17 protein-coding genes are annotated in these 17,667 nt (G+C 70.8%); 14 read left to right on the plus strand and 3 right to left on the minus strand.

All coding sequences use genetic code 11. The annotated features are described in order from the left end of the window. Positions 1-124 precede the first annotated feature (124 nt). From ACIGJO_RS33530 to ACIGJO_RS33565, 8 genes are all read left to right on the plus strand, one after another. The gene (locus ACIGJO_RS33530) at positions 125-769 is read left to right on the plus strand and encodes an HAD family hydrolase (RefSeq protein ID WP_399964782.1); all 645 of its coding nucleotides are present in this window, start codon (positions 125-127) and stop codon (positions 767-769) included. A 41-nt stretch (positions 770-810) separates the two neighbouring features. Next, entirely contained in the window at positions 811-2,016 is a 1,206-nt protein-coding gene (locus tag ACIGJO_RS33535; RefSeq protein WP_399964784.1) for an MFS transporter, read from the plus strand. Beyond that, positions 1,985-3,157, plus strand: a complete 1,173-nt coding sequence (locus ACIGJO_RS33540; protein WP_399964786.1) for an acetoin utilization protein AcuC — start codon at positions 1,985-1,987, stop codon at positions 3,155-3,157. Before ACIGJO_RS33535 ends, ACIGJO_RS33540 begins: the two co-directional genes overlap by 32 nt. Positions 3,158-3,290: 133 nt before the next feature. Then, positions 3,291-4,106: a phosphatase gene (locus tag ACIGJO_RS33545; protein ID WP_399964788.1), complete on the plus strand. Its 816-nt coding sequence runs from the start codon at positions 3,291-3,293 to the stop codon at positions 4,104-4,106. Positions 4,107-4,234: 128 nt separating this feature from the next. Continuing rightward, on the plus strand, positions 4,235-4,447 hold the full coding sequence (locus ACIGJO_RS33550; RefSeq protein WP_014046653.1) for a helix-turn-helix domain-containing protein: 213 nt from the start codon (positions 4,235-4,237) through the stop codon (positions 4,445-4,447). Between the two features lie 110 nt (positions 4,448-4,557). Further along, a complete protein-coding gene (locus ACIGJO_RS33555; RefSeq protein ID WP_003948845.1) occupies positions 4,558-4,656 on the plus strand; it encodes a 30S ribosomal protein bS22 in 99 nt (32 codons plus the stop codon). A 189-nt stretch (positions 4,657-4,845) separates the two neighbouring features. Continuing rightward, positions 4,846-5,940 carry an NAD-dependent epimerase/dehydratase family protein gene (locus ACIGJO_RS33560; RefSeq protein ID WP_399964790.1) on the plus strand — a complete coding sequence of 365 codons (1,095 nt, stop codon included), beginning with the start codon at positions 4,846-4,848 and terminating at the stop codon, positions 5,938-5,940. 15 nt (positions 5,941-5,955) lie between these two features. Continuing rightward, entirely contained in the window at positions 5,956-7,023 is a 1,068-nt protein-coding gene (locus tag ACIGJO_RS33565; protein WP_399964792.1) for a lysophospholipid acyltransferase family protein, read from the plus strand. 72 nt (positions 7,024-7,095) lie between these two features. On the opposite strand, the gene ACIGJO_RS33570 is transcribed toward ACIGJO_RS33565, so the two are convergent. From ACIGJO_RS33570 to ACIGJO_RS33580, 3 genes are all read right to left on the minus strand, one after another. Next, positions 7,096-8,286, minus strand: a complete 1,191-nt coding sequence (locus ACIGJO_RS33570) for a DUF5667 domain-containing protein (protein ID WP_399964794.1) — start codon at positions 8,284-8,286, stop codon at positions 7,096-7,098. Positions 8,287-8,658: 372 nt separating this feature from the next. Further along, positions 8,659-9,435, minus strand: coding sequence for an ECF subfamily RNA polymerase sigma factor, BldN family (locus tag ACIGJO_RS33575; protein ID WP_266922678.1), 777 nt, complete (start codon positions 9,433-9,435; stop codon positions 8,659-8,661). Between the two features lie 390 nt (positions 9,436-9,825). Then, the gene (locus tag ACIGJO_RS33580) at positions 9,826-10,782 is read right to left on the minus strand and encodes an HAD family hydrolase (protein WP_399964796.1); all 957 of its coding nucleotides are present in this window, start codon (positions 10,780-10,782) and stop codon (positions 9,826-9,828) included. Positions 10,783-10,938: 156 nt separating this feature from the next. Between ACIGJO_RS33580 and ACIGJO_RS33585 the strand changes: the two genes are divergently transcribed. The 6 genes from ACIGJO_RS33585 to hemB all read left to right on the plus strand — a co-directional run bounded on the left by ACIGJO_RS33585 (position 10,939) and on the right by hemB (position 17,552). Then, entirely contained in the window at positions 10,939-11,214 is a 276-nt protein-coding gene (locus ACIGJO_RS33585; protein ID WP_399964798.1) for a glutaredoxin family protein, read from the plus strand. Positions 11,215-11,500: 286 nt separating this feature from the next. Then, positions 11,501-12,271, plus strand: a complete 771-nt coding sequence (locus ACIGJO_RS33590; protein ID WP_329941348.1) for a redox-sensing transcriptional repressor Rex — start codon at positions 11,501-11,503, stop codon at positions 12,269-12,271. After that, a complete protein-coding gene (locus tag ACIGJO_RS33595; protein WP_399964800.1) occupies positions 12,268-13,770 on the plus strand; it encodes a glutamyl-tRNA reductase in 1,503 nt (500 codons plus the stop codon). The genes ACIGJO_RS33590 and ACIGJO_RS33595 overlap by 4 nt, the downstream gene beginning before the upstream one ends. Further along, positions 13,767-14,753 carry a hydroxymethylbilane synthase gene (gene hemC / locus ACIGJO_RS33600; protein WP_399964802.1) on the plus strand — a complete coding sequence of 329 codons (987 nt, stop codon included), beginning with the start codon at positions 13,767-13,769 and terminating at the stop codon, positions 14,751-14,753. Before ACIGJO_RS33595 ends, hemC begins: the two co-directional genes overlap by 4 nt. Next, entirely contained in the window at positions 14,750-16,417 is a 1,668-nt protein-coding gene (locus tag ACIGJO_RS33605; protein WP_399964804.1) for a uroporphyrinogen-III synthase, read from the plus strand. Before hemC ends, ACIGJO_RS33605 begins: the two co-directional genes overlap by 4 nt. A gap of 130 nt (positions 16,418-16,547) precedes the next feature. Beyond that, on the plus strand, positions 16,548-17,552 hold the full coding sequence (gene hemB, locus ACIGJO_RS33610; RefSeq protein WP_399964806.1) for a porphobilinogen synthase: 1,005 nt from the start codon (positions 16,548-16,550) through the stop codon (positions 17,550-17,552). Positions 17,553-17,667: the final 115 nt, after the last annotated feature.

Raw genomic sequence — 17,667 nt, forward strand, 5'->3', positions numbered from 1 at the left:
GCGCCGATGGTACTGCAGGGGGGACCCTGTGGGAGAGTAGGACGCCGCCGAACAATTTTTCCGGGAAAGCCCCGTGCCTTGTGGCACGGGGCTTTTCTGCGTTCTGAACGTCTAGGGTCGAACCATGCGCTACGAACTGGTCATCTTCGACAACGATGGTGTGCTCGTCGACAGTGAGCCGATCTCCAACACCATCCTCGCCGGCTACCTCACCGAACTCGGTCACCCCACCTCGTACGAGGAGTCCCTCCGTGACTACATGGGGGCCGCCGTGCACCGGGTGCACGATCTGGTCACGGAGCGGACGGGCGAGAAGCTGCCCGCCGACTTCGACGAGACACTGCACGCGCGGATCTTCGCCGCGTTCCGGCGGGAGCTGGTGGCGGTGGACGGGGTGCAGGAACTGCTGGGGACGCTCGTCGCCGACGGGGTGGACTACTGCGTCGCCTCCTCCAGCAGCCACGAACGGATCAGGGTCGGGCACCGGGCGGCCGGGCTGGACCAGTGGTTCGAGGAGGAGTGGATCTTCAGCTCGGAGGACGTCGGGCGGGGGAAGCCGGCGCCGGACCTGTTCCTGTACGCCGCCGAGCGCATGGGGGTCGCCCCGGAACGGTGCGTCGTCATCGAGGACAGCCCGCTCGGTGTGGAGGCCGCCAGGGCTGCCGGGATGGATGTGTACGGGTTTACGTCGATGATGCCGGCGGACCGGCTGAACGGCGTGACCGGCTACTTCTCCGACATGGCGCAGCTGCCGGAATTGCTTGCCTGATCCATCTACCCATGGGTAGTTCCTGGCTCTACGCTCCCGCCATGACAGATGCGCGGTTGCGGCACGGTCGGGCTTCCTTGGCGTTGAGCTTCCTTGTGCAAGGGGTGACCTTTGCGCTGCTCGTGACGCGTATCCCCGCCATCCAGGACCAGTACGGGATATCCGACGGGCTGCTGCCCGTCTTCCTCGCCGCTGTGCCGATCCTGGCGGGGGTCGGCAGCGTGGCGACCGAGAAGGTGGTCGCGCGGGTGCGGCCCGGGACCGTACTCAGGTGGGCGCAGCCCGTCGTGCTGCTGGCCCTGCTCGGGGTGGGCGGCGGCGGGCAGGTGTGGCACGTGGCTCTCGCGCTGGGAGTGTTCGGGCTGGCCGTCGGGGCGCTGGACGCCTCGATGAACATGATGGGCGTCAGCCTTCAGCGGGCGTACGGGCGCAGCATCATGCTCGGGTTCCATGCCGTGTACAGCCTCGGCGGGATCGCGGGGGCCTCGATGGCCTGGGCGGGGGCGCACTGGGATCTGTCGTTGCTCGTGTCCTATCTGCCCGCCGTGGTGCTGCTGCTGCCCGCCGCGCTGATCGGCAGCCGGTGGTACACCGAGGGCAAGGGGCCGGAGGCGCAGGGTGCCGGTGGAGCCGGGGCGAACCCCGCGTCCGTCCCGTTCAAGCTGCTGCTGCCGCTGTGTCTCGTGATGAGCTTCGCTTACATCGGGGACTCGACCGTCTCCAACTGGAGTGCCAAGTACCTCCAGGACGTGCTGGGCAGTTCGGAGCAGATGTCGACGGTTCCGTACAACGTCTACATGGTGACGACGCTGCTGGGGCGGGCCGTCGGGGACTTCGGGGTGCGGCGGCTCGGGGCGGTGGCCGTGGTGCGGGGCGGGACCGTGCTGGCGGCGGCCGGCTTCGGGGTGGTGGCCGTGGCGCCGGGGGCCTGGGCGGGGATGCTCGGGTTCACGATGCTCGGGCTCGGGCTCTGTGTGATCGTGCCGCAGACCTTCGCGGCGGCCGGGCGGATGTTCCCCGGGGCCAGCGATGTGGCCATCGCCCGGCTGAACATCTTCAACTACGTGGGATTCCTCGTCGGTTCGCCCCTGGTCGGGGCGCTCGGGGACGCGTGGAGCTACCGGGGCGCGATGCTCGTACCGATGGTGATGGTGCTGGCGACCCTCGTGTATGCCCGGTCGTTCGGTGCGGAGCCTGCCCGATACGGTGGCGGGCATGAGCGGCCGCGCACAGCTGATGTGGGATGACGCAGTAACGGGATACGACTTCGGGGACAGCCATCCGATGGACCCTGTCCGGCTCGCCCTGACGATGGGGCTGGTCCGGGCGTTCGGGCTCGACGGGGCCGTGGACGTACGGGCGGCGAAGGCCACCGGGGACTCCACGCTGCGGCTGGTCCACCGCGCGGACTACGTGGCGGCGGTGCGGGCCGCGTCCGCGGATCCCCGGTCGGCCGACCAGGCGTACGGGCTCGGCACCGTGGACGATCCGGCCTTCTCCGGCATGCACGAGGCGTCCGCGCTCATCGCCGGGCTGTCGGTGGGGGCGGCGGAGGCCGTGTGGCGGGGGGAGACCGCGCACGCGGTGAACTTCACCGGGGGACTGCACCACGCGATGCCCGGCGGCGCCGCGGGGTTCTGTATCTACAACGACCCGGCGCTCGCCATCGCCCGGCTGCTGGAGCTGGGTGCGGAGCGGGTCGCGTACGTCGATGTGGACGTCCACCACGGCGACGGTGTGCAGGCCGCGTTCTGGGAGGACCCGCGGGTGCTGACCGTGTCGGTGCACGAGCACCCGCGCACGCTGTTTCCGCAGACCGGGTGGCCGGAGGAGACCGGTTCGGGGGCGGGCGAGGGCGGTGCGGTCAATGTGGCGCTGCCCGCCGGGACGGGGGACGCGGGGTGGCTGCGGGCCTTCCACGCGGTGGTTCCCGAGCTGATCGCGGACTTCCGGCCGCAGGTGCTGGTGACCCAGCACGGGGCCGACACGCACTTCGAGGATCCGCTGGCGCATCTCGCGGTGTCGCTGGACGCGCAGCGGGCGGTCATGGCGTCCTGCCACGATCTCGCCCATGAGTATGTGGAGGGCGGGCGCTGGGTGGCGCTGGGCGGTGGCGGGTACGCGGTCGTGGATGTGGTGCCGCGGTCCTGGACCCATCTGGTGGGGATCGCCGCACATGCGCCGGTGGACCCGGAGTCGGTGATTCCGGCGTCGTGGCGGGACGAGGTCTACGCCCGGACCCGGCAGTTGGGGCCGGCCCGGATGACGGATGGGCGGACGCCGTCCTGGCAGCCGTGGGACGCGGGGTACGACCCGGCGGACCGGCTGGACCAGGCGGTGCTGGCGACCCGGCGGGCGGCGTTCCCACTGCGGGGTCTGCTGGCCTGAGACCTGGTCGGTGGGTGGCCGGGTCATCGGTGCGTGGCCGGGCTGGGCGCGCGTGCGGAACGGTTACGCCAACTGTGGGGCTTCACGCGGGTTTCCGTCCCCCGGCCGGGCGCCGTGCGGGAGCATCGAGAGAGTGTTGAGCACCGGAGCGCTGCGCGCTCATTTGCTGGCGGCCCGGCTGGCCGGGCCCGTGGCCACCTCGCGGGAGAACAGTCTGCGGAGCTATCGGCTCTTCGCGGCGAGAGATCCGAGGGTGACGCTCGGTCTCGATCCGGAGTGGGCCTGGGGAGAGCGGGATCTGTTACGGCTGATGGCCGACAGGTGCGGGGTCTCGGACGATCCCGCACATGTTTCCGGTCAGGATGTGATCGACCCCGAACGTACGCTGGCAGGGCTGGCCGCGTTCGCCGAGCGGCTCGCGCGTGCGGTGGCCCGGGGGCTACCGGTGCTGTTCGGGACCGGCCATCCGCACCGGCTGCTCGGGTTCTACGCCGAGCTGGCAGACGCCTTGTCGGCGGCCGGGTGCCCCGTCCTCACTCCCGCGCAGGGGCGATGTGTCGACATAACGACCCGGTTCGGCGTACGCACGTACCACCTCGACTACGTACGACGCGTCGCCCTGGTGCGCGAACCCGGAGTGCGGACGCCCGGTGGTGAGACCGGCGTGCACAGCCACTCGCCGCTGCCGGTTCGGGTCGCGCTGGCGGCCGCGGTGGAGCGGCTCGGAGTGCTTCCGGGGCTGGTGATCGGGGACCACGGCTGGGTCTGCGGCGCAGGTCAGCTGGGCATCGAGGCCATCGGGCTGGCCGATACGGACGATCCCGCGCTGTTCGTCGGGGAGGCCGAGGGGCGGGTGTCCGTCGTGGTTCCGGTTGATGACGCGGTGCAGGCGGATTACTACCGCCCGCTTACTCGCTATGTACTCAATCGGGCGTGTCTGTCACAGTAGGCGGCCGATCGCCTCTCCTCTTCCCCACTCGCATCACCCGCCCCTAATCTGGGCAGTGAGCGCACAACGACGAAGAGTCACCGGAGGGGAAGCCGGTGCGCGTCGCGTGCGGAAGGTACAGGTGGGTCATGGCTGCTGGCAGCGAGAGGCCTCTCAACGAGGTCAAGTTTCTGACTGTGGCGGAAGTCGCCTCGGTCATGCGAGTGTCGAAGATGACCGTGTACCGCTTGGTGCACAGCGGTCATCTGCCGGCGATCCGGGTGGGAAGGTCGTTCCGGGTGCCGGAGCAAGCGGTTCACGAGTATCTCCGCGAGTCCTTTGTGGGGGTGGAGTCGGCCTGACATTGCCCTCGGATTACGCCCCTCACCCGGTGGCGGGTAGGCTAGGCCGACGTAGGTCGTGTGGGCCCAGACGCCCCGCACCAGTGAAGAAGAAGTGAGCGAGGGTAGTCGTGGGCTCTGTTATCAAGAAGCGGCGCAAGCGGATGGCCAAGAAGAAGCACCGCAAGCTGCTCAAGCGCACGCGCGTTCAGCGTCGCAACAAGAAGTAAGCGAACGCAGTTCGTGAATCCGCAGCCCTTCCGCCGTCCTGGCGGGAGGGCTGCGGTGCTTTTTCGGCAAGCCCGCGGCAAAGCCCGTCATGGGGTCGTCACGGGGCAACATCCACCGGTTACGGTGACGGCCAGGGGATTCCCCGCTTCGTGGGGTCCCGCGTTCACGACCGACGGAAGGCGCTGATCTTGGGCAAGGTCGTGCTCGTCACAGGAGCGGCCCGGCAGCTGGGGGGCCGCTTCGTGCGGCGCGTCCAGCGGGAGCCCGGGGTGGACCGGGTGATCGCCGTCGACGCGGTCGCACCCGGGCACCGGCTGGGCGACGCGGACTTCGTACGCGCGGACATCCGGCAGCCCGCGATCGCCCGGGTCCTCGCCCAGCACTCCGTCGACACGGTGGTCCATCTGGACGTCTCCGGCAAGTCGCTCGGCGCGGGCGGCCGGACGGCGATCAAGGAGAACAACGTCATCGGCACCATGCAGCTGCTCGGTGCCTGCCAGAAGTCGCCGACCGTCCAACGGCTCGTGATCAAGTCCAGTACGAGTGTCTACGGCTCCGCGCCCCGGGACCCGGCGGTGTTCACCGAGACCACCCCGCCCAAGTCGCTGCCCAGCGGCGGCTTCGCCAAGGACGCGGTGGAGGTCGAGGGGTACGTACGGGGCTTCGCCCGCCGCCGGCCGGACGTCGCCGTGTGCGTACTGCGGTTCGCGAACATCCTGGGACCCGAGCCGGACTCGCCGCTCGCCGACTATCTCTCGCTGCCGGTCCTGCCCACGGTGTTCGGATACGACCCGCGGCTCCAGTTCGTGCACGAGGACGATGTCATCGACGTGCTGGGGATCGCCTCGCGCGAGCCCCGGCGCTCCACGCTGAACAGCGGGACGTTCAACATCGCGGGTGACGGGGTGCTGCTGCTCTCGCAGTGCTCCCGACGGCTGGGGCGGCCGACCGTGCCGGTGCTGCTGCCCGCCGTCACCTGGGTCGGCTCGGCCCTCCGTACGATCGGCATGACCGACTTCTCACCGGAACAGATCCGGCTGCTCACGCATGGCAGGGTGGTCTCCACCGTGCAGATGCGCGAGACGCTGGGTTTCCGGCCGCGGTTCAGCACGGCGGAGACCTTCGCGGAGTTCGTGCGCGGCCGGGGGCCGGGGCTGCTGCCGCCCGAGGTCGTGGGCAGGGTGGTGGACCGGCTGGCGGCGCTGCCGCTCCCGGGCGGGGCCGGTGCCGGACCGTCGGGTGACGGGGCCGGTGCGGTACAGACGACTCATGGCGCCAGGTAGAGGAGCGCACCGACGATGGCGGATGCCAAGGTCATTCCGTTCGAGGACGACCGTTCGCGGTCCGGCGGCGCCTCGCGTCCGGCGCGGCGCCGGACCGGGACGGGCAGCGGTGGACGGGGCGAGGGCCCCGCGGCGCCCGTGAGCGCGCTGCCGGGCGGCCAGGTGCCCCCGGAGGGGCCCGAGCCGCCCCGGGAGTCCCAGGAGTCACAGGGAGCCCAGGGAGCCCAGGGCGGCCTGGAGCGGGGCGGCTGGGACCGGCGGATCGCGGGTGGGCTCGCCTTCCTGCGGCGGCGGGTCACCGGGGACTACGAGGTCGACGAGTTCGGTTACGACAAGGAACTCACCGACCAGGTCCTGATGTCGATGCTCCGGCCGGTCGCGGACAAGTACTTCCGGGTCGAGGTGAAGGGCATCGAGAACATCCCGTCCGAGGGCGGGGCGCTCATCGTGGCCAACCACTCCGGGACGCTGCCGCTGGACGGGCTGATGCTCCAGGTCGCGGTGCACGACAACCATCCGGCCGAACGGCATCTGCGGTTGCTGGCCGCCGATCTGGTGTTCCATCTGCCGGTCGTCAACGAGCTCGCGCGCAAGGCCGGTCACACGCTGGCCTGCGCGGAGGACGCGCAACGGCTGCTGGAGCGCGGCGAGATCGTCGGAGTGATGCCGGAGGGTTTCAAGGGCATCGGCAAGCCGTTCGGCGAGCGGTACAAGCTGCAGCGCTTCGGGCGCGGCGGTTTCGTCTCGACGGCACTGCGGGCGGGGGCCCCGATCGTGCCGTGCTCGATCGTGGGCGCGGAGGAGATCTATCCGATGATCGGCAACGCGAAGACGCTGGCGCGGCTGCTGGGGATTCCGTACTTCCCGATCACGCCGACGTTCCCGTGGCTGGGGCCGTTGGGGGCGGTGCCGTTGCCGACGAAGTGGACGATCCAGTTCGGGGAGCCGATTCCCACGGACGGCTATCCGCCGGATGCGGCGGAGGATCCGATGCTGATGTTCAACCTGACGGACCAGGTGCGGGAGCAGATCCAGCACACGCTGTACAAGCTGCTGGTGCAGCGGCGGTCGGTCTTCTTCTGAGCCCACGGCCGGGAGCGCTTCGGGGAGGGGGCCGGCCGCTCGATCCGAGCGGCCGGCCCCCTCCCGTACCGCCTACGGCTTCAGGTGCTCGCCGTCGATCCCCAGGCCGGGAAGCAGACCGGGGAGCAGGGGCGGGAGGGTGACGTCCGGTGCGGGAGGGGGGCTGACCTGCCCGTCCGGCGACGGGGTGGCATCGTCCGTCGGGAGGCCGTCCAGCAACCCGTCCGCACCGCCGAGCAGCCCTTCGGCCGGGGCGCTGTCGGAGCCGGAGGGCGCGGGTGACGTGCTGTCACCCGCGCTGCCCTCGGAGGCCTCGGGCGACGAGGGCGCGGGCTGCCGGGACCGCGCGGTGTCGCCGGACTGTCCGGGGGAGCCGGAGCGCACGCTGTCGCCGCTCCCGCCCGCCGGGCGGGGGAGCAGGGACTGGAGCGGGGCGACTTCCTGGTCCATGGCTTCGAAGACCGAGTTGACCTTGTCGCCGACATCGGTCAGCTGCACGGGAAGCCGGTCGCGAAGGGTGCTCCAGCTCTCGCGGTGCGAGCGGGAGAAGGAGTCCAGGGTCTGGATCGGGCCGATGGCGCCGTCGCGCTGATACGCGGAGTGGAGAAGCCGGTGGCCCTCCCCGGCGTCGTGCGACATGCCGTTGAGCGCGCGTCTGACCTCCCCGAGCGATTCGTGGTCCATCTCGCCGGCACGGGCCCGCTCCATCAGGCGGCGTGCCTCGCTCAGCCTGGTCGACGCCTGGTCGAGGTAGACCTCGCCGCGGTCCGCGTCGCCGCTGGCCATGCCGCGGTTGATGTCCTCGATGCCGCGCTTGAGCCCGTAGAGCGAATCACCGGGCAGGGCGTCGGAGCTGGCGGCGGCCACTCCGCCGAAGGCGCCCGCGGCCACACCGACGGTGAGCCCACCCGCGGTGAGGCCCTTCGCCCAGCGTGAGCGGGGGCGCAGTTTCCGCAGTGGGGAGGCCCGGTGGGCCCCCTTGCTCCGTTGTTCGGGTACCGGAGGGCCCGTGGACGCGCCCCCCTCGGCGAACATGGTCTCCATGGCGGCGACGAGCTGGGCTCGCTGCACCTCTTTGACCTCGGGATCCAACTGCGGCTTCGGTAGTTCACCGAGGCCGTTCGCCAGGGCCAACAGCTTTCCGTGGTCGGCCTGTTCGGCCGGTTCCTCGGGCTGTACGGCCGCCGCACCCTGGTGCGTCTGCTCCTCCAGGGCCTGGGCGAAGGCGTTCGCCCGCCGGTGTGCCGAAACGTTTGCGATCACTGGCGGCACCTCCTCTCGTCATGCACGGTCGACTCCCCTGGGGGTCCGGAAGGTTGCACACCTTGAACGTTTCCACACGATTGAGTGAGTGGGAACAGACATGGGGTGACGACAGGGGGCCTGCAACCGGCACAACGAGCTGCGCGGCAGTTGGGTTACGCACGAAGGATGATCGGACCAGTGTGTGACGGAATGGTCACCGAAAGCGTTTTCCGCGACCGTTTCTCTTCGGCCGACGGTGGGTTCATCGGCCGAAGGTGGGTTCGTCGGCCGACGTTCATCGGCGGCTGCGCGTCGGCAGGTGTGCGTCGGCGGGTGTGCGTCGGCGGGTGCGTCGGCGGGAGCCGCCGGAGCCGGAGCCCCGGCGGCGGGTCAGCGGGCGTCGTCCGGCAGGAGCCTGGCGAGCGTGCGGACGGCACGGTACTGAAGGGTCTTGATCGCACCTTCGTTCTTGCCCATCACCCGGGCGGTCTCGGCGACCGAGAGGCCCTGCAGGAACCGCAGGGTGACGCACTCCTGCTGTTGTGGGTTGAGTCGGCGCACGGCCTGCAGCAGTGCGGCGTTGGAGAGGGACTCCAGGACGGAGTCCTCGGGGCTGCGCTCGACCTCGTTGGCGTCGAGCATTTCGCCGGTGGTCACTTCCAGTCGGAAACGACTGGATTTGAAGTGGTCGGCGACCAGGTTTCGAGCGATGGTGACCAGCCAGGCGCCGAAGTCTCGCCCCTGCCAGGTGAACGTGGAGATACGGCGCAGCGCGCGGAGGAAGGTCTCACTGGTGAGGTCCTCCGCCGTCGCCTTGCCGCCCACGCGGTAGTAGATGTACCGGTACACGGTGTCGCTGTACTGGTCGTATAGGCGGCCGAAGGCATCCGCCTCACCGGCCTGTGCGCGCTCGACGAGATCCATCATGCGCGCGCTGTCGCTGTCGGCGGTCGGCCGACGAACGGCTGACGTGGTCGTAGCGCCGCGGTTGCTGCGTCTTCCGACCGCCGCACTGCGTTCGGCCAGGGCGTAGCAAGGGCCGGCAGGTGCAGGGGTGGCAAAGGCGGGGACGGCGTACGCGGTGGGGACGAAGCCGCGCAAGCGGTCAATGACCGTTGCACGCAGCGTAGCCAGGCCCGAGGCGTCAACCCCGACGTGTGGGTACACGGGACTCCCAGAGGCAGAGCTTCCATCACGAGCAGTTCGAATACCGTCACCTGTCGTAGCGGGTGACAGCTTCGGTATGCGTCTGAGGAGAATAACGCTTCGTACAGGCGGCGCTACACCGAGTTGCTCAAATCATCGGTTACGTCGTTTCTCTTACCGCTAAGTGACGTATCAAGTAGCACATCGTGACCGTTTATTGATCGGATTACTTCGTGATCTGCCTATGGGCGCGACGGGTTGTGGTCGGTCGCCGGTAATCCGACTGGCCGGAGGGGCGGTTGCGGTGCGTGGCCGGCGGTTTCCGATCGGACCCGCCGCCCCGGGCGTGGCCCCGGCCGGGACCCGGCCCGGGGGTGCGCACAGGTCGGCGGCGGCGGGTCGTCGGCGGGGTCAGCGGCGGCGGCGGTGCAGCGCGACCGCGGCGGCGGTGCCGCCGGCCAGGGCGCCGACACCGGCCGCGGCCGGGATGCCGACCTTGGCGGCCTTGCGGCCTGTGCGGTAGTCGCGCAGCCGCCAGTCCAGGGCGCGGGCGTGCTTGCGGAGCTTGGTGTCCGGGTTGATCGCGTAGGGGTGGCCGACCAGGGAGAGCATCGGGATGTCGTTGTGGGAGTCGCTGTAGGCCGCGCAGCGCGCCAGGTCGAGGCCCTCGGCCGCGGCCAGCGCGCGTACGGCTTCGGCCTTGGCGGGACCGTGCAGCGGTTCGCCGACCAGGCGGCCGGTGTAGACGCCGTCGACGGATTCGGCGACGGTGCCCAGCGCGCCGGTCAGGCCGAGGCGGCGGGCGATGATCGTGGCGGTCTCCACCGGGGCGGCCGTGACGAGCCAGACCTTCTGGCCGGCGTCGAGGTGGGCCTGGGCGAGCGCGCGGGTGCCGGGCCAGATGCGGTCGGCCATGTACTCGTCGTAGATCTCCTCGCCGATGGACATCAGCTCGGAGACGCGGTGGCCCTTGACGATGGACAGGGCGCTGTCGCGGGCGTCCTGCATGTGCTCCGGGTCCTCGACGCCGGCCAGCCGGAACCACGCCTGCTGCCAGGCGAACCGGGTGAGCTCGCGGCGCTGGAAGAACTTCCGTTTGTACAGACCGCGGCCGAAGTGGAAGATCGCGGCGCCCTGCATCACGGTGTTGTCGAGGTCGAAGAAGGCGGCGGCGCGGTCGTCCCCGGCCACCGGGAAGGCGGGTTCCCCGGCTTCGGGAGCCCCGGCTTCGGGCGCTTCCGTAAGAAGAGGGGAGTCGTCGGGCGCGAGCGAGGCCCTGCGTGCGGCTTCGGCTGCTGCTTCGCCTGCCAGCACGCTCCGTGCAGTCGCGGAACGCCTACGGGGTGTGAGCCATCCAAGAGCGGCCATGCCGTGAGCATAACCAGTCCGCCCCTACCTGCCCGACCTGCCGGGATGCGGACGCGTGAACTCTTCGGGGCCGAATCGCCGAACGGGAGATTCCGGGCGTACGGGAATGTGCCGCCACGGGGCGGGGGCGGTCCGGCGCGGGAGCAGAATGTGTGTATGAGTGCCTTGCTGCGTCGTACGAAGAAGAAGCCCGCCGACCGGGTGGTCACCATGGTGGGGAAGCCCGGCTGTCACCTCTGCGAGGACGCGAGGGCGGTGGTGGACGCGGTCTGCGCGGAGACCGGCGCGTCGTGGGTGGAGAAGGACATCACCCAGGACGAAGCGCTGTACAAGGAGTACTGGGAGCAGATCCCGGTGGTGCTGATCGACGGCGAGCAGCACACGTTCTGGCGGGTGGATCCGGAACGGCTGCGCAGCGCGCTGGGCGCCTGAGGCCGACCGGCGCGGCGAAACCGGGCTAACATCATGGGCGTTTTGAGTGGTCTCGGGGGCGTAGACGTGAGGAGTGTGTACCGCTTTGCCCCCTTCGAGCCCGCAACGGGTTGATGCGGTCCATGGTTCCGGGAACGCGCAGGCAATGTGCGTGACCCCGGTCACTTTGACCGGACAAAACGGACACCATCTTTGTGCACGCGTTCACAAAGACATAGCCTGCATTCGACGGGGCGGTCTTGGGACATACGGCCGCCTGCAGCCCCGCTCATCCCGCAGGAGCACCGTGGCAACTGGCCGAACTCACCGACCGGCGACCCGTAGCCGAGGAATTCCCGAGGCCACCGTCGCCCGACTTCCGCTGTACCTGCGCGCACTGACCGCGCTGTCCGAACGATCCGTTCCCACGGTCTCCTCCGAGGAACTCGCCACGGCGGCGGGGGTCAACTCCGCCAAGCTGCGCAAGGACTTCAGCTACCTGGGGTCCTACGGCACCCGCGGTGTCGGGTACGACGTCGAGTATCTCGTCTACCAGATCTCCCGTGAACTCGGGCTCACCCAGGACTGGCCGGTCGCCATCGTCGGCATCGGTAACCTCGGCGCGGCGCTCGCCAATTACGGCGGCTTCGCCTCCCGCGGTTTCCGGGTCGCGGCCCTGATCGACGCCGACCCCGCCATGGCCGGAACGCCGGTCGCGGGCATCGCCGTCCAGCACACGGACGACCTGGACCGGATCATCAGCGACAACGGTGTGTCCATCGGCGTGATCACCACCCCGCCGGGCGCCGCGCAGCAGGTCTGCGACCGGCTCGTGGCCGCGGGTGTGACCTCCATCCTGAACTTCGCGCCGACCGTGCTCTCGGTTCCCGAGGGGGTCGACGTGCGCAAGGTGGACCTGTCCATCGAGCTCCAGATCCTCGCCTTCCACGAGCAGCGCAAGGCCGGTGAGGACATCGCCGCCGCCGAGGGCGACGACGAGTCCGCGCCGCCGATGCGCGCCACCCCTGTGAGCCGGAAGGGACCCGACGGGGACATGCCCGCCGTGATGCCGGCATGAGCCTTCTCGTCGTCGGTCTGAGTCACCGCAGCGCCCCCGTCTCCGTACTGGAGCGGGCCTCGCTCGCTGCCGGGACCCAGGCCAAGCTGCTGCAGGACACCCTCGCCGCGGAGCCCGCGACCGAGGCCACCGTGCTGGCCACCTGCAACCGCATCGAGCTGTACGCCGACGTGGACAAGTTCCACGCGGGCGTCGCCGAGCTGTCCACCCTGCTCGCCCAGCACAGCGGGGTCGGGCTCGACGAGCTCACTCCGTATCTCTATGTGCACTACGAGGACAGGGCCGTCCACCACCTCTTCTCGGTGGCCTGCGGACTGGACTCGATGGTCGTCGGCGAGGGCCAGATCCTCGGCCAGATCAAGGACGCGCTCGCGCTGGGCCAGGAGACCCACACCGCCGGCCGGCTGCTGAACGACCTGTTCCAGCAGGCTCTGCGGGTCGGGAAGCGGGCCCACAGCGAGACCGGGATCGACCGGGCCGGGCAGTCGCTCGTCACCTTCGGGCTCCAGCAGCTCGCGGGCGGCGCCGACCCCGCCGTCTGGGCCGGGGGCAAGCGTGCCCTGGTCATCGGCGCGGGCTCGATGTCCTCGCTGGCCGCCGCCACCCTCGCCCGCACCGGCGTCTCCGAGATCGTCGTCGCCAACCGGACCCGGGCCCGCGCCGACCGCCTCGTCGAGATCCTGCACCAGGCGGAGGGCACCGGAGTGCGCGCCCAGGCCGTCGAGATGACCGCGGTCGCGGACGAATTGACACGTGCAGACGTCGTGGTGTCCTGCACCGGGGCCACCGGGCTCGTCCTGACCGCCGAGGCCGTCGCCGGAGCGCTCGGCATCACCTTCGACGCCGCCGTCGAGGCGCCCGCGGCCACCGTCACCGCCGTGCCGGCCGACCTCGACCAGCACGCCGCGTGGGTGGAGAACGGTTCCGCCACATCGGCCGCCTCCGCCGCCGTGACGACCGTGCGGGCCACCGTGCCCGCCCAGTCCACCGGCCCCGTGCGGCTGGCCCTGCTCGATCTCGCCATGCCGCGCGACATCGACGGTGCGGCCCACCGCATCGACGGGGTGCGCCTCGTGGACATCGAGTCGCTCGCCGAGGCGTCCGCGGACGCCCCGATGGCCGCGGACGTGGACCAGGTGCGCACCATCGTCGCCGACGAGGTCGCCGCGTTCGGCGCCGCTCAGCGCGCCGCCCATGTCGCTCCGACCGTGGTCGCCCTGCGCACCATGGCCGCCGATGTGGTCGCCGGTGAGATCGCCCGCCTGGACGGACGTCTCCCCGACCTGAACGAGAAGCAGCGCGCCGAGATCACGCAGACCGTGCGGCGCGTCGTCGACAAACTCCTGCACGCGCCCACCGTGCGGGTCAAGCAGCTCGCCAGTGAGCCCGGCGGCGCCGGGTACGCCGATGCGCTGCGGGAACTCTTCGACCTCGACCCGCAGACGGTGGCCGCCGTCTCCCGGGCAGACCTGAACGACCCGAATAGAGGGCGGTCATGACCGACAACTCATCCCCGGCCGCGCGGAAGCCCGCGCCCCTGCGCCTGGGCACCCGGCGCAGCAAGCTCGCCATGGCGCAGTCCGGCCTGGTGGCCGACGCGGTCAGCGAGGTGACCGGGCGCGCCGTCGAGCTCGTCGAGATCACCACGTACGGGGACATCTCCCGCGAGCACCTGGCGCAGATCGGCGGGACCGGTGTGTTCGTCGCCGCGCTGCGCGAGGCACTGCTGCGCGGAGAGGTGGACTTCGCGGTCCACTCGCTCAAGGACCTGCCGACCGCGCAGCCCGAGGGCCTCGTGCTGGCCGCCGTACCTCAGCGCGAGGACCCGCGCGACGTCCTGGTGGCGCGCGACGGACTGACCTTGGCGCAACTGCCGTCCGGTGCCCGCATCGGCACCGGTTCGCCGCGCCGCATGGCGCAGCTCAACGCGTACGCCCGGTCCCACGGCCTCGACATCGAGACCGTGCCGATCCGGGGCAACGTCGATACGCGGATCGGATTCGTCCGGAGCGGAGAGCTGGACGCGGTGGTTCTCGCCGCCGCCGGGCTCAGCCGCCTCGGCCGGACCGGTGAGGTGACCGACTTCCTTGCGGTCGGCACCGTTCTGCCCGCTCCCGGCCAGGGAGCACTGGCGATCGAATGCGCTGAGACCAGCGCGGACCTCGCCGCCGCGCTCGCCGAGCTCGACGACCCGTACACCCGGGCCGCCGTGACCGCCGAGCGTGCCCTGCTCGCCGCCCTGGAGGCCGGCTGCTCCGCACCCGTGGGTGCGCTGGCCGACCTCCAGGTCGACGGGCAGACTGTCAACGAACTGCGCCTGCGCGGTGTCGTCGGTACCACCGACGGCTCCTCGATGGTGCAGCTGTCCACCACCGGTCCCGTCCCCACGTCGCACGACGACGCGGCGGCCCTCGGTCGCGAGCTCGCGGCCGAGATGCTTGCCAAGGGTGCGGCCGGTCTTATGGGGGAGCGAGCACTTTGAGCCCCACCGGCCCCGCCGCATCCGACTTTCCGGTCCTGTCCGCACAAGGGCACGTCACCTTCCTCGGCGCCGGTCCCGGCGACCCGGGTCTGCTGACGCTGCGCGCCGTCGAGGCGCTTGCGAGCGCGGACGTCCTTGTCGCAGAACCGGAGGTTCTCGACGTTGTTCGCTGCCATGCGCGGGCAGGCGTAAGCACCCCTGAGCTGACGGTTGTTGACGTGGCGTCAACAACTGCCGTACCCGTTCTCAGGGATGCGGCCAATCTTGTCATGGAGGCCGCGAAGGGTGGCAGGCGGGTCGTCCGTGCTGTCACCGGCGACCCCGGCCTCGACGGCAACGCGGGCACGGAGATGCTCGCGTGCGCCGCCGCGGGGGTGCCTTTCGAGGTCGTTCCCGGTGTCGCGAACGTCGTGGGCGTGCCCGCGTACGCCGGAGTGCCGCTGCGTGATGCGCAGGGCGCCGACGTGCGCTTCGTGGATGCCCGTACCGCCTCGGACCGCTGCTGGAGCGAGGTCGGCGCGAGCGATGCGACGGCCGTCGTGGCGACCACGCTGGACTCGGTCGCGGCCGCCGCCGGTGAGCTGGTGTCCGCGGGCCGCAAGCCCGACACCCCGCTGACCGTCACGGTCGCGGGCACGACCACCCGCCAGCGCACCTGGACGGCGACCCTCGGGACGATCGCCCAGGTCCTGAAGCAGGCCAAGGTCCTCCCGTCGCCGGACGGGCACCAGCCCGTCATAGCCGTGGTCGGGGAGCGGAGCTCCGCCGCCCAGCGCGACCAGCTCGCGTGGTTCGAGTCCAAGCCGCTGTTCGGCTGGAAAGTGCTCGTGCCGCGTACGAAGGAGCAGGCGGCATCCCTCTCCGACCAGCTGCGTTCGTACGGCGCCGTGCCGTACGAGGTCCCGACGATCGCCGTCGAGCCGCCGCGTACGCCCCAGCAGATGGAGCGCGCGGTCAAGGGCCTGGTCACGGGCCGCTACGAGTGGATCGCCTTCACCAGCGTGAACGCCGTGAAGGCCGTCCGGGAGAAGTTCGAGGAGTACGGGCTCGACGCCCGTGCCTTCGCCGGGATCAAGGTCGCGGCAGTCGGCGAGCAGACCGCCGCCGCGCTGATCGACTTCGGTGTGAAGCCCGACCTGGTGCCGTCCGGCGAGCAGTCCGCCGCCGGTCTGCTGGAGGACTGGCCGCCCTACGACCCGGTCTTCGACCCGATCGACCGTGTCTTCCTGCCGCGCGCCGACATCGCCACCGAGACACTGGTGGCCGGTCTCATCGAGCTGGGCTGGGAGGTCGACGACGTCACCGCGTACCGCACGGTCCGCGCCTCGCCGCCGCCCGCCGACACGCGTGAGGCCATCAAGGGCGGCGGCTTCGACGCGGTGCTCTTCACCTCGTCCTCGACGCTGCGCAACCTGGTCGGCATCGCGGGCAAGCCGCACAACCTGACCGTCATCGCGTGCATCGGCCCGGCCACGGCCAAGACCGCCGAGGAGCACGGCCTGCGGGTCGACGTCCTGTCGCCGGAGCCATCGGTGCACAAGCTCGCCGAGGCGCTGGCCGCCTTCGGCGCGCAGCGCCGGGACGCGGCGAAGGAGGCCGGTGACCCGGTGACCCGGCCGAGCGAGCGGCGCCCGGGTGCGCGCCGCCGCCGCTCGACGACCTGACCGGTCCGGACACGGACGACGGGCCCTGCTGCTTCGGCGGCCGGGCCCGTCCGTCGTTCCCCCCGGGCGCGGGCTTTTTCCGGCACGGGTGTCGGTAAGACACTGATGTGTACGGGTCTATCGTCGAAGGATGACTGTGTACGGAAACTTCCCCGGCTCCCGCCCCCGGCGGCTGCGGACGACCCCGGCGATGCGGCGGATGGTCGCCGAGACACGGCTCGACCCGGCGAACCTGATCCTCCCGGCGTTCGTCCGCGAGGGCCTCGACGCCCCGGTCGCCATCTCGGCCATGCCCGGTGTGTACCAGCACACCCTGGACACCCTGCGGAAGGCCGCCGTCGAGGCGGTGTCGGCCGGGGTCTCGGGGATCATGCTCTTCGGCGTCCCGGAGGACAGCCGCAAGGACGCCCGGGGCACGGTGGGCACGGACCCGGAGGGCATCCTCCAGCTCGGTCTGCGCGCCGTACGGGAGGAGGTCGGTGACGATCTCGTCGTCATGTCCGACCTCTGCCTGGACGAGTACACCGACCACGGCCACTGCGGCGTCCTGACCGCCGACGGCCGCGTCGACAACGACGCCACCCTGGAGCGGTACGCCGAGATGGCCCAGGTCCAGGCCGACGCGGGCGCCCATGTGGTGGGCCCCAGCGGCATGATGGACGGCCAGGTCGGTGTCATCCGGGACGCGCTGGACCAGACGGGCCACGAGGACGTCTCGATCCTCGCGTACACCGCGAAGTACTCCTCCGCCTTCTACGGCCCCTTCCGCGAGGCCGTCGGCTCCTCGCTCAAGGGCGACCGCAAGACGTACCAGCAGGACCCGGCGAACGCCCGTGAGTCGCTGCGCGAGCTGGCGCTCGACCTCGAAGAGGGCGCCGACATGGTCATGGTCAAGCCGGCCGGCCCGTACCTGGACATCCTCGCCAAGGTCGCCGACTCGGTGGACGTGCCGGTCGCCGCGTACCAGATCAGCGGTGAGTACGCGATGATCGAGGCGGCGGCGGAGAAGGGCTGGATCGACCGGGACGCGGCCATCCTGGAGAGCCTGACGGGCATCCGGCGGGCCGGGGCGCGGATGATCCTGACGTACTGGGCGACCGAGGTCGCGCAGCGGCTGGGGCGCGGCGGCTCCTGAGGCGTGTACGCGAAGAGTCCCGCCCCGCGCCCGTGACGTACTCCGGGAGCGGGGCGGGACTTTTCACGTACGAGGCGTACGAGGCGTACGTGGCGTACGCCGTGCACTTCGCGTA

This window comes from Streptomyces sp. NPDC079020, assembly GCF_044542225.1.
Lineage (GTDB): Bacteria > Actinomycetota > Actinomycetes > Streptomycetales > Streptomycetaceae > Streptomyces.